The following is a 12175-nucleotide window of genomic DNA, read 5'->3' as shown; positions in this document are numbered from 1 at the left end:
TGACCGGGTTGATATCAGCCGGATAAGCACCGTCTCATCCGGCAAAATACCGCGAAATTAGATCAGAAAATCATCCAGAGATTTCCCCGCCGCCAGCGCCTGGGCAATCGGCTTAGGCGTGCGCCCCTGACCAGTCCATGTTTTCGTCTCACCATCAAAATCGGTAAAACGATATTTCGCCGGGCGCGGCTGACGTTTTTTACCTGAACGCGGCGTTGCCGCCCCCATATTTAATAAGTCTTCTGGATTGATGCCGTCGGCTTTCATCATCTCCAGAAAGGTATTAATTTTCTCTTGCTGTTCAGCGCGCAGACGCTGTTGCTCTTCTTCTTCTTCGCGTCTTTCTTTAGTGACAACCCTGAATTTTTCGAGCATTTCTTCAAGAACGTCAATGGAGAATTCTCGGGCCATTGCGCGCAGTGTACGGATATTATTTAAATTCTGTAACATCAAAGTCATAACAATAAAACCTTTTAACGCAGGGGAAAACAAGTATTACGCCAGAAAGTATATTCGATTATTGATTATATTTCCAGAGAGTGGGATATACAGCAATATCCGGCCTGCACACCACCGCTTATATTTATTCGCCTTCTCCGTTATATATTCAGCCTGAATAACGCACGCCTGCGAAATTAAAAAAGCGGCCCCTCCCCGGCGTACACAACAGCAGCCGTCGATGCCCTTTCGCTCCCGCCTTGCTTGCGCAAAACGCCGAAAAAACCAATAAAAGTTAAGTCATTGATTTGGAAAACATTAGTCACGGCGGACAACGAAAATCCCGAAACGAACAAAAAACAGACACTGGCAGAGTATTTTATCGACAAAAAGACAATAAATAAAAATTTTACACTAGTTGATAGTTATTATGTAGAGATATACGCTATGCATTAGCGAAAGCACTACGCTAAATCACTACAACCACACGTTCAATGGCGATTTTTACCCTTTTACAAGGAGCATTAACATGTTCTCACCGCAGTCACGCTTGCGTCATGCAGTCGCAGACACGTTCGCGATGGTTGTTTATTGTTCTGTCGTGAACATGTTGATCGAGATATTCCTCTCTGGAATGACCTTTGAACAGTCGCTGTCTTCCCGTCTGGTCGCCATTCCGGTCAATATTCTGATCGCGTGGCCCTATGGAATGTATCGTGATGCGATTATGCGCGTCGCGCGTAAGGCGAGCCCGGCGAGTTGGGTGAAGAATCTGGCGGATGTACTGGCTTACGTCACCTTCCAGTCTCCAGTTTATGTCGCGATTTTGTTGACGGTCGGCGCAGACTGGCACCAGATTACAGCGGCAGTCAGTTCGAATATCGTGATATCCATGCTGATGGGCGCGGTTTACGGCTACTTCCTTGATTATTGCCGACGCCTGTTCAAAGTCAGCAGCTACCACCAGGCTAAAGCCTGAGCCCCGCTTTCTTCGCGACTGGCAAGGCCAGTCGCTTCGTTAGTTTGAATTTGGTTTTGCTTCACCAAACAGTCCATGCAAATAGCGCTCAAGCGCAATCCGTGAACTAAAGCCGTGCGGTATGCCGTAATGTTCGTGAATTTCTCCGCCTAAATAAAGCGGGAACTGATGATAATGATCGCAGGTTTTAATTTCCGAAGCGGGTTCAGCCAGTGAAGAACTGCGTTCTTTTAGCGTCGGATGAATCACTAATGCGGTACGCCCCATACGCGCTTCACGATTAACGTACACATAATTTTCGCCACGTCGATAACCGTATGCTTTCTGTGTTACCACATCTACGGTAAAACCCACTTTTTCAAGTACGCGCGCCACCTCATCGGGTCGTAAATACATATTTTATCCTCGTTATCCTTTACTGCGGGCTTACCTTACCCGATCCAGCATTAGCAACGCTTTCAGAAAAATCCATAAACTCGCGAATATACCGTGACGCGCCTCAGAAGATAAAAAATATGGACTACACTGAAGTTCACATCGAAATCAATGGAGGATCATATGTTTAACCGACCGAGCCGAAAAGACGCCGATGAAAATGTTCAGGATATTCAGAACGATGTCAGTCAATTAGCCGATACCCTTGAAGACGTGCTGAAATCATGGGGAAGCGATGCCAAAGATGAAGCGGAAACCGCGCGGCGCAAAGCGCAGGCATTGCTGAAAGAAACCCGTGCCCGTATGCATGGCCGCACGCGAGTAGAACAGGCGGCGCGTGATGCCGTGGGATGTGCGGATACCTTTGTGCGAGAAAAACCCTGGTGCAGCATGGGGACAGCCGCCGCTGTCGGCATCGTTGTCGGGGCGCTGTTAAGTTTACGCCGTTAACGGGGAATCTTGCCGGATGCGACGCAGAGCGTCTTATCCGGCCGACGGCGTGTCGGTTATGGCTTCCCGAAGCTGACGTGCGACCTGTTTTGCCATTTCCGCTGAAGTGATGTTGGTAAACGACAACAGCAGTCCTCCCCTTCCTTCTGACTTAAGCCGCCAGCGGCTCAATGCCTGCACCGCTAATCCGGCCTGATTGGCTTTCGCCGTCAGCAACCGGTCATCAGCATCCACCGCAACAACCAGCTGAATGCCGCCTTCCTGCGGGACAACGGCGAATCCCTGCTCACGCAGCGCCTCTTCCATCCAAAGCCGTCGCCTGGCGTAATGCTGGCGCATCTTTTTCAAATGCCGCCAGAAATGACCATCGCGGATAAAATCCGCCAGCGTCTGCTGCCACAGTACCGGCACGCTACAGGCCATCAGCCCCGCCAGCTGACGAAAACGCGCCACCTGATTAAGCGGAACCACCAGCCATGCGGTACGCAGCGCCGGGAACAGCGACTTGCTGAACGTTCCGGCATAGATCACCCGCTGCGGCGCATCGAGGCTTTTCAGCGGCGGAAGCGGCTTGCCGTGGTAACGAAATTCACTGTCATAATCGTCTTCGATAACCCATGCCTGCGCGCTCGCCGCCCATTCAAGTAACTGGCGGCGACGGGTTAAAGAGAGCGCCACGCCGAGCGGGCTTTGGTGGGCCGGCGTTAACAACACAAAACGCGCCTGCGGGTAATCGTGAATGCCTGCCGCCACATTCAGTCCATGATCATCGACCGGAACCGGCATCAGCCCGACATTTTCCTGGGCAATCACCGGGCGAATAAGGGGAAACCCGGGATCTTCAACCCACATGCCTTCTCCAGGTTTCGCCAGCGCGCGCAGGATAAGGGTCATTGAGGACGCATAGCCGGAAGTGATAAACACCTGTTCCGGCAGGCATTCAATACTGCGCGACACCCGCAGATAATCGACAATGGCTTCGCGCAAAATCGCTTCGCCGCAGACGTCGCCTAATGCGAGATCAAAGCGGGTCTGCGTACGCAGGCGACGCCCCATCACCCGCGCCCAAATCTCACGCGGGAAAAGATCCAGCGCAGGTAATCCCATTTGAAATGGATCGGGCGTCTGGCTTTCTCCGGCGAAAACGGCAGGCGTAGCGACCGTTTTTTCTGGACGTACATGCCCGCTGACAAACGTACCGGCCTGCCCGCGCCGCTCCAGCCAGCCTTGCGCCACCAGCTCGCCGTACGCGTTTTCGACCGTCGAGCGTGAAACGCCTAACTCTTGCGACCATGTCCGGCTGGACGGCAAACGCGCCCCGGCCTTGAGTTCGCCATGCTCAATGGCGTTTTTTAACTGACGGGCGATTTGCTGGTAGCGTGGCACAGGTGAACGATCCTTTATGGTCTGCTTTTTTCATAAAAATATGGCTCTCTTTAGCAGTCCATTATAGTGCTACATTGCTGACGTCTAAACGAGGAGAAGTATGATGACGACATTACGTCAGCCCTATTATGAACTTAGCCCTGAAGTCTATAGTGCGCTGGGCCAGGCTAAAAAAGCGTTGGAAAACAGCGCGCTGGACACCACGCTGATGGAACTGATTTATCTGCGTATCTCACAGATCAACGGTTGCGCATTTTGTCTGGAGATGCACAGCAAAGCCCTGCGTAAATCCGGCGTGGCGCAAAGCAAACTGGATGCGCTGGCCGGGTGGCGGGTAAGCCATCACTTCAGCGAACAGGAGCGTGCGGCGCTGGCCTGGGCGGAATCCGTCACGGATATCGCAAGAACGCATGCCGAAGATGACGCGTATCTGCCGCTACTCGAAAGTTTCAGCGCCCGTGAAATCAGCGATCTGACTTTTGCTATCAGTCTGATGAACTGCTTCAACCGTCTGGCCGTTGGGATGCGGATGTAAACCCGCTATTGCCGGATGGCGGCGTAAACGCCTTATCCGGCCTACACCGTAGGCCCGGTTAGCGTAAGCGCCATCGGGCGATTTTTAACCATACCCCCCCATTCCCGCTGAGCTAATCAGCAGAAGCAAATTAATCGATATTTCCCATATCTTGTGTGGTTGAAACTTTATTCATCTACATCTAGTATTCTCTCTATCAAGACACACACAACCCGACGCATATCATCGCGCCGTTCTCTCATTTTAAATGGAAATACGAATCATGCGCATTACTATTTACACTCGTAACGACTGTGTTCAGTGCCACGCCACCAAACGGGCGATGGAAAGCCGTGGATTTGACTTTGAGATGGTGAACGTCGATCTGGTTCCCGACGCGGCAGACACCCTGCGGGAAAAAGGTTTTCGCCAGTTGCCGGTGGTCATCGCGGGCGATACCAGTTGGTCAGGCTTCCGCCCGGATATGATCAACCGTCTGCATCCTGATGCGCGCGTGGCCAGCGCATGAGCCAACTCGTCTACTTTTCCAGCAGCTCCGAAAATACGCACCGCTTTATGCAGCGTCTGGGGCTGCCCGCTATTCGCATTCCGCTTAATGAACGCGAGCGAATCAGGGTAGACGAACCTTACATTCTGGTCGTCCCCTCTTACGGCGGCGGCGGTACGGCAGGCGCGGTTCCACGACAGGTGATCCGCTTTTTAAATGATGAACATAACCGGGCGTTAATTCGCGGCGTGATCGCCTCCGGCAACCGTAACTTTGGCGAGGCTTACGGTCGCGCTGGCGAGGTCATTTCACAAAAATGCGGCGTCCCTTGGCTGTACCGCTTTGAACTGATGGGAACGCAAAGCGACATCGACAACGTCCGAAAAGGAGTGAGCGAATTTTGGCAACGACAACCGCAGAACGTGTGAAGCAAGAAACGATGGATTATCACGCGCTGAATGCCATGCTGAATCTGTACGATAAAGCAGGCCATATTCAGTTCGACAAGGATCGGCAGGCGGTGGAGGTGTTCTTTGCCACCCATGTCCGCCCCAATTCCGTCTCCTTTGCCAGCCAGGACGAGCGCCTGGAGTATCTGCTTCGCGAAGGCTATTACGACGAAAGCGTTTTAACCCGCTACGATCGCGCTTTCGTGGTGAAGCTGTTTGCTCACGCCCACGCCAGCGGTTTTCGCTTCCAGACGTTCCTTGGCGCGTGGAAATATTACACCAGCTATACGCTGAAAACGTTCGACGGCAAACGCTACCTTGAAGACTTTGAAGACCGGGTGACAATGGTGGCGCTGACGCTGGCGCAGGGCAATGAAGCGCTGGCGATGCAGCTTACCGATGAAATCCTCTCCGGGCGCTTTCAGCCGGCCACGCCGACCTTCTTAAACTGCGGCAAACAACAGCGCGGCGAGCTGGTCTCCTGCTTCCTGTTACGCATTGAAGACAATATGGAGTCCATTGGTCGGGCGGTTAACTCGGCGCTACAGCTTTCCAAGCGCGGCGGCGGCGTGGCGTTTTTGCTCTCGAATCTTCGTGAAGCGGGCGCGCCGATCAAGCGTATTGAGAACCAGTCCTCAGGCGTGATCCCGGTAATGAAGATGCTGGAAGACGCCTTTTCTTACGCCAATCAGTTAGGGGCGCGTCAGGGGGCGGGCGCCGTGTATCTGCACGCGCACCACCCGGATATCCTGCGTTTTCTCGACACGAAACGCGAAAACGCCGATGAAAAGATCCGCATTAAAACGCTGTCGCTGGGCGTGGTGATCCCTGACGTAACGTTCCGTCTGGCGAAAGAAAACGCGCAGATGGCGCTGTTCTCGCCTTACGATGTCGAACGCATTTACGGCAAACCGTTCGGAGATATCGCCATTAGCGAACGGTACGATGAGCTGCTCGCCGATGAACGCGTACGCAAGCAGTACATCAACGCGCGCGAATTTTTCCAGCGGCTCGCGGAAATCCAGTTTGAGTCAGGCTATCCCTACATCATGTATGAGGATACGGTAAACCGCGCGAATCCGATTGCCGGTCGCATCAACATGAGCAACCTGTGCTCGGAGATTTTGCAGGTCAACAGCGCCTCCACCTATGATGAAAATCTGGATTACGCGCAGACCGGGCATGATATCTCCTGCAACCTCGGTTCGCTGAACATCGCCCATACGATGGACTCCCCGAATTTTGGCCGCACGGTGGAAACGGCGATTCGCGGCCTGACGGCGGTGTCGGATATGAGCCATATCCGCAGCGTACCGTCAATTGAAGCCGGAAACGCCGCATCACACGCGATTGGCCTGGGGCAGATGAACCTGCACGGTTATCTGGCGCGAGAAGGCATTGCCTACGGCAGCCCGGAGGCGCTGGATTTCACCAACCTCTATTTCTACACCGTGACCTGGCACGCGCTGAATACCTCAATGATGATGGCGCGTGAACGCGGTAAAACCTTCGCCGGATTCAAACAATCGCGCTATGCCAGCGGCGAGTATTTCGAACAATATTTGCAGGGCGACTGGCAGCCGAAAACCGACACGGTTCGTGCGCTCTTTGCCCGTAGCGGCATTACGCTTCCGGGCCGCGAAATGTGGGCGCGGCTGCGGGATGAGGTGATGCGCTACGGCATCTATAACCAGAATTTACAGGCGGTGCCGCCGACCGGTTCCATTTCCTATATCAACCACGCGACGTCAAGCATTCACCCGATCGTGTCGAAGATAGAGATCCGCAAAGAAGGAAAAACCGGACGCGTTTACTACCCGGCCCCGTTTATGACCAATGAGAACCTGGACATGTACCAGGACGCCTATGAAATCGGCCCGGAAAAAATCATTGATACCTATGCCGAAGCCACACGCCACGTTGATCAGGGACTGTCGCTGACGCTGTTCTTCCCGGATACCGCGACAACCCGCGATATCAACAAAGCCCAGATTTACGCGTGGCGAAAAGGGATCAAAACGCTGTATTACATCCGTCTGCGTCAGCTGGCGCTGGAAGGTACTGAAATAGAAGGCTGCGTATCATGCGCGCTATAAGGAGAGCAGGATGAAACTATCACGCGTGAGCGCCATCAACTGGAACAAGATTCAGGATGATAAAGACCTGGAAGTGTGGAACCGCCTGACCAGCAACTTCTGGCTGCCGGAAAAGGTGCCGCTTTCCAATGATATCCCCGCCTGGCAGACGCTGAGCGCCGCCGAGCAGCAGCTTACCATCCGCGTGTTTACCGGATTAACGCTGCTCGACACCATTCAGAATATCGCCGGGGCCCCTGCGTTGATGCAGGACGCGCTGACGCCGCATGAAGAGGCGGTGCTGTCAAACATCAGCTTTATGGAAGCGGTACATGCCCGTTCGTACAGCTCGATTTTCTCTACGCTTTGCCAGACGAAAGACGTAGACGCGGCCTATGCCTGGAGTGAGGAAAATGCGCCGCTGCAACGCAAGGCGCAGATTATCCTGCAACATTACACCGCCGACAATCCGCTGAAAAAGAAAATCGCCAGCGTATTCCTGGAATCTTTCCTGTTCTATTCCGGCTTCTGGCTGCCAATGTATTTTTCCAGCCGGGGCAAGCTGACCAACACCGCCGACCTGATTCGTCTGATTATTCGTGACGAAGCGGTACATGGTTATTACATCGGCTATAAATACCAAAAAGGGCTGGAGAAACTGTCGGAATCCGAACGCGACGAATTGAAGCATTTCGCCCTTGATTTGCTGATGGAGCTGTATGACAACGAGTCTCGCTATACGGAAGAACTGTATGCCGAAACCGGTTGGGTGGCAGACGTTAACGCCTTTCTCTGTTACAACGCCAATAAAGCGTTGATGAACCTGGGCTACGAAGCGTTATTCCCCGCAGAAATGGCGGAGGTCAATCCTGCCATACTTGCTGCGCTTTCACCGAATGCGGATGAAAACCATGATTTCTTCTCCGGTTCAGGCTCCTCCTATGTGATGGGAAAAGCCATCGAAACCGAAGACGAAGACTGGAATTTTTGACGGCGATTATCGCGGTAAATATCGATCACACTTCCGCGATAATATTTTAACGGGATCACGTTTTTATCACACAATTATTTCTGTGTGATCTACACTCAATATCTGTCACATTATTCGCCTGAATTTCAGCAATTCAGGCGCATTTTCGGTGGTCGTTACAAAAAATATCGCTCTCCCCCCACTCCCGCTCAGCCCTTATATCATGGGAAATCCCGGCAAATGGCCTCCGGCAATATTTGTGTCTGAGGAAAATTCAGGGTTGTCTCAGATTCTCAGTATGTTAGGGTAGAAAAAGGTGACTATTTCTATCAGGTATCGTATCGACATAATAAATAACAGGAATCTTTCTATTGCATGGCAATTAAATTAGAAGTTAAGAATCTCTATAAGATATTTGGTGAGCATCCGCAGCGAGCTTTCAAATATATTGAAAAAGGACTTTCGAAAGAGCAAATTCTGGATAAAACAGGGCTATCGCTTGGCGTTAAAGACGCCAGTCTGGCCATTGAAGAAGGCGAGATTTTTGTCATCATGGGATTATCCGGTTCGGGTAAATCCACAATGGTACGCCTTCTCAATCGCCTGATTGAACCCACCCGCGGGCAAGTGCTGATCGACGGCGTTGATATTGCAAAAATATCTGACGCCGAGCTTCGCGAGGTGCGCAGAAAGAAAATTGCGATGGTTTTCCAGTCATTTGCATTAATGCCGCACATGACCGTACTGGATAATACGGCATTCGGCATGGAATTAGCCGGCGTTGCCGCTGAAGAGCGCCGTGAAAAAGCGCTGGATGCCTTACGCCAGGTGGGGCTGGAGAATTATGCGCACGGCTACCCGGATGAACTCTCCGGCGGTATGCGCCAGCGTGTCGGTCTGGCCCGCGCATTAGCGATCAACCCTGACATTCTGTTAATGGATGAGGCCTTCTCGGCGCTCGATCCCTTAATTCGTACCGAGATGCAGGATGAACTGGTAAAACTACAGGCAAAACATCAGCGTACCGTCGTTTTTATTTCCCACGATCTCGATGAAGCGATGCGTATTGGCGATCGTATTGCCATTATGCAAAACGGCGAAGTCGTTCAGGTGGGAACGCCAGATGAAATTCTGAATAACCCGGCGAATGATTATGTCCGCACCTTCTTCCGTGGGGTCGATATTAGCCAGGTGTTCAGCGCCAAAGATATTGCCCGCCGCAGCCCGGTGGGATTAATTCGTAAAACGCCAGGTTTTGGTCCGCGTTCCGCACTGAAATTATTGCAGGATGAAGACCGTGAATTTGGTTATGTGATTGAACGCGGTAATAAGTTTGTCGGCATTGTTTCCATCGACTCATTAAAAGCGGCATTAAGCCAGGCGCAAGGTATTGAAGCAGCACTTATTGACGAGTCACTGGCGGTGGATGCGCAAACACCTCTTAGCGAGTTGCTCTCTCATGTTGGCCAGGCGCCTTGTGCGGTGCCGGTTGTCGACGAGGAACAACAGTATGTCGGCATTATTTCAAAACGCATGCTGCTACAGGCTTTAGATCGCGAGGGGGCAAACAATGGCTGAACAAACTAATCCGTGGGATACCGCGCCAGCGGCGGATAGCGCCGCACAATCCGCCGACGCCTGGGGAACGCCTTCGGGCGCGCCTGCCGATGGCGGCGGCGCAGACTGGCTGACCAGCGCTCCCGCGCCTGCGCCAGAACATTTTAATATTATGGACCCGTTCCATAAGACGCTGATCCCGCTGGACAGCTGGGTCACTGAAGGGATCGACTGGGTCGTTACGCATTTCCGCCCCGTTTTCCAGGGCATCCGTGTGCCGGTGGATTACATTCTCAATGGCTTCCAGCAGCTGTTGCTGGGTATGCCAGCTCCGGTGGCGATTATCATTTTCGCACTGATCGCCTGGCAGATCTCCGGCCTGGGGATGGGGGCCGCCACGCTGGTGTCCCTGATTGCCATCGGCGCGATTGGCGCCTGGTCACAGGCGATGATTACCCTGGCGCTGGTGCTGACCGCCCTGCTGTTCTGCGTGGTCATCGGTTTGCCGCTGGGGATATGGCTGGCGCGCAGTCCGCGTGCGGCGAAGATTGTCCGCCCGCTGCTGGATGCGATGCAAACGACGCCTGCGTTCGTCTATCTGGTGCCAATCGTGATGCTGTTCGGTATCGGTAACGTGCCGGGGGTGGTAGTGACCATTATCTTTGCCCTGCCGCCGATTGTGCGTCTGACCATTCTGGGGATTAACCAGGTTCCGGCAGATTTGATCGAAGCCTCACGCTCATTTGGCGCCAGTCCGCGTCAGATGCTGTTCAAAGTACAGCTACCGCTGGCCATGCCCACCATTATGGCGGGTGTTAACCAGACGCTCATGCTTGCCCTCTCCATGGTAGTGATCGCCTCTATGATTGCCGTCGGCGGGCTTGGTCAGATGGTGCTGCGTGGTATTGGCCGCCTCGACATGGGGCTGGCAACCGTCGGCGGGGTCGGTATTGTGATCCTCGCTATCATTCTGGACCGCCTGACCCAGGCCGTTGGTCGCGACTCGCGCAGCCGTGGCAACCGCCGCTGGTATACCACCGGTCCCGTTGGGCTTATCACTCGCCCTTTCGTTAAGTAATTCACCCGTTGCCCGGTGGCGCATTGCTTACCGGGCCTACAATTCATTAGCTTACACAAAATCGTTCAAGCTGCATCGCGGCGGCAAACGAATGTATCCCCAGGAGCGTACACGCAGTACGTGACCGGGGTGCATGAGTGCAGCCAACAAAGAGGCAGCTTGAAAGATGAAGTGTAATAAGGAACAACGATGCGACATAACATTCTATTTGCCACAGCGTTTGCCACCCTTGTCTCTACCAGCGCATTCGCTGCCGACCTGCCGGGCAAAGGCGTTACCGTACAGCCGGTGCAGAGCACCATCACCGAAGAAACCTTCCAGACGCTGCTGGTCAGCCGCGCGCTGGAGAAACTGGGTTATACCGTTAATAAGCCAAGCGAAGTTGATTACAACGTCGGTTACACCTCCATTGCCTCTGGCGATGCAACTTTTACCGCCGTGAACTGGCAGCCGCTGCATGATGATATGTACGCCGCTGCGGGCGGAGACAAAAAGTTCTATCGCGAGGGGGTATTCGTGACGGGCGCCGCGCAGGGTTATCTGATCGACAAGAAAACCGCTGAGCAGTACAAGATCACTAACCTCGCCCAGTTGAAAGACCCAAAAATCGCCAAAATCTTTGATACCAACGGCGACGGCAAAGCTGACATGATGGGTTGTTCGCCAGGCTGGGGTTGTGAAGCGGTGATTAACCACCAGAACAAAGCGTTCGATCTGGAAAAAACCGTCGACGTCAGCCACGGTAACTATGCCGCGATGATGGCCGACACCATCACCCGCTTCAAAGAAGGCAAGCCGATTCTGTACTACACCTGGACGCCGTACTGGGTGAGCGACGTGATGAAGCCGGGTAAAGATGTTGTCTGGTTACAGGTGCCGTTCTCTTCCCTGCCGGGCGAGCAGAAAGACATTGATACCAAACTGCCGAACGGCGCGAACTATGGCTTCCCGGTGAACACCATGCACATTGTCGCCAACAAAGCCTGGGCAGAGAAAAACCCGGCGGCGGCGAAGCTGTTCGCCATCATGAAGGTGCCGCTGGCGGATATCAACGCGCAGAACGCGATGATGCATGAAGGCAAATCGTCCGAGGCCGATGTTCAGGGTCACGTTGACGGCTGGATCAAAGCCCACCAGCAGCAGTTTGACGGCTGGGTAAAAGAAGCGCTGGCCGCGCAGAAATAACCTACTCGTCGGCCTTAAAGCTGCGCGCCATCAGGCGCAGTAACCACACCAATGCCGGATGGTGGCGCGATGCGCCTTATCCGGCCTATACGCCCTCCCCCAACCGCACAATCCATCACTCAACAAACCACTCACATTCATAAACATCCGC

Annotated in this window: 13 protein-coding genes; 10 read left to right on the top strand and 3 right to left on the bottom strand. The window is 53.4% G+C overall.

Features of this window, described 5'->3' with window-relative positions:
• Positions 1 to 57: 57 nt before the first annotated feature.
• Positions 58 to 459: a DNA-binding protein StpA gene (stpA, locus tag OGV79_RS11900; protein ID WP_012134778.1), complete on the bottom strand. Its 402-nt coding sequence runs from the start codon at positions 457 to 459 to the stop codon at positions 58 to 60.
• A gap of 508 nt (positions 460 to 967) precedes the next feature.
• Here stpA and alaE point away from each other — a divergent pair.
• Complete coding sequence (alaE, locus tag OGV79_RS11895) at positions 968 to 1417, top strand: L-alanine exporter AlaE (protein WP_024130879.1); 450 nt, start codon at positions 968 to 970, stop codon at positions 1415 to 1417.
• Positions 1418 to 1456: 39 nt separating this feature from the next.
• Here alaE and OGV79_RS11890 read toward each other — a convergent pair whose 3' ends face one another.
• A complete protein-coding gene (locus OGV79_RS11890) occupies positions 1457 to 1813 on the bottom strand; it encodes a DUF2002 family protein (protein WP_012134782.1) in 357 nt (118 codons plus the stop codon).
• Positions 1814 to 1975: 162 nt separating this feature from the next.
• Between OGV79_RS11890 and OGV79_RS11885 the strand changes: the two genes are divergently transcribed.
• The gene (locus OGV79_RS11885; RefSeq protein WP_024130880.1) at positions 1976 to 2302 is read left to right on the top strand and encodes an ElaB/YgaM/YqjD family protein; all 327 of its coding nucleotides are present in this window, start codon (positions 1976 to 1978) and stop codon (positions 2300 to 2302) included.
• Positions 2303 to 2335: 33 nt separating this feature from the next.
• On the opposite strand, the gene pdxR is transcribed toward OGV79_RS11885, so the two are convergent.
• Positions 2336 to 3688 (bottom strand): MocR-like pyridoxine biosynthesis transcription factor PdxR, encoded by a 1353-nt coding sequence (gene pdxR, locus OGV79_RS11880; protein WP_286468450.1) that lies wholly within the window; start codon positions 3686 to 3688, stop codon positions 2336 to 2338.
• A gap of 103 nt (positions 3689 to 3791) precedes the next feature.
• Here pdxR and OGV79_RS11875 point away from each other — a divergent pair, with 103 nt between their 5' ends.
• From OGV79_RS11875 to proX, 8 genes are all read left to right on the top strand, one after another.
• Complete coding sequence (locus OGV79_RS11875) at positions 3792 to 4223, top strand: carboxymuconolactone decarboxylase family protein (protein WP_024130881.1); 432 nt, start codon at positions 3792 to 3794, stop codon at positions 4221 to 4223.
• A gap of 262 nt (positions 4224 to 4485) precedes the next feature.
• Positions 4486 to 4731, top strand: coding sequence for a glutaredoxin-like protein NrdH (nrdH, locus tag OGV79_RS11870; protein ID WP_024130882.1), 246 nt, complete (start codon positions 4486 to 4488; stop codon positions 4729 to 4731).
• Positions 4728 to 5138 (top strand): class Ib ribonucleoside-diphosphate reductase assembly flavoprotein NrdI, encoded by a 411-nt coding sequence (gene nrdI / locus OGV79_RS11865; protein WP_012134787.1) that lies wholly within the window; start codon positions 4728 to 4730, stop codon positions 5136 to 5138. Before nrdH ends, nrdI begins: the two co-directional genes overlap by 4 nt.
• On the top strand, positions 5111 to 7255 hold the full coding sequence (gene nrdE, locus OGV79_RS11860; protein ID WP_110493910.1) for a class 1b ribonucleoside-diphosphate reductase subunit alpha: 2145 nt from the start codon (positions 5111 to 5113) through the stop codon (positions 7253 to 7255). Before nrdI ends, nrdE begins: the two co-directional genes overlap by 28 nt.
• 10 nt (positions 7256 to 7265) lie before the next feature.
• Complete coding sequence (nrdF, locus tag OGV79_RS11855) at positions 7266 to 8225, top strand: class 1b ribonucleoside-diphosphate reductase subunit beta (RefSeq protein ID WP_012134789.1); 960 nt, start codon at positions 7266 to 7268, stop codon at positions 8223 to 8225.
• A 354-nt stretch (positions 8226 to 8579) separates the two neighbouring features.
• A complete protein-coding gene (gene proV / locus OGV79_RS11850; protein WP_012134791.1) occupies positions 8580 to 9782 on the top strand; it encodes a glycine betaine/L-proline ABC transporter ATP-binding protein ProV in 1203 nt (400 codons plus the stop codon).
• On the top strand, positions 9775 to 10839 hold the full coding sequence (proW, locus tag OGV79_RS11845) for a glycine betaine/L-proline ABC transporter permease ProW (RefSeq protein ID WP_047461746.1): 1065 nt from the start codon (positions 9775 to 9777) through the stop codon (positions 10837 to 10839). The genes proV and proW overlap by 8 nt, the downstream gene beginning before the upstream one ends.
• Positions 10840 to 11028: 189 nt before the next feature.
• Positions 11029 to 12024 carry a glycine betaine/L-proline ABC transporter substrate-binding protein ProX gene (gene proX / locus OGV79_RS11840; protein ID WP_012134793.1) on the top strand — a complete coding sequence of 332 codons (996 nt, stop codon included), beginning with the start codon at positions 11029 to 11031 and terminating at the stop codon, positions 12022 to 12024.
• Positions 12025 to 12175 lie beyond the last annotated feature (151 nt).

Source organism: Citrobacter sp. CK185, from assembly GCF_030333565.1.
Lineage (GTDB): Bacteria > Pseudomonadota > Gammaproteobacteria > Enterobacterales > Enterobacteriaceae > Citrobacter_B > Citrobacter_B koseri.
The sequence above is the reverse complement of the archived record's forward strand: the minus strand, read 5'-3'. Positions and strand labels throughout refer to the sequence as shown.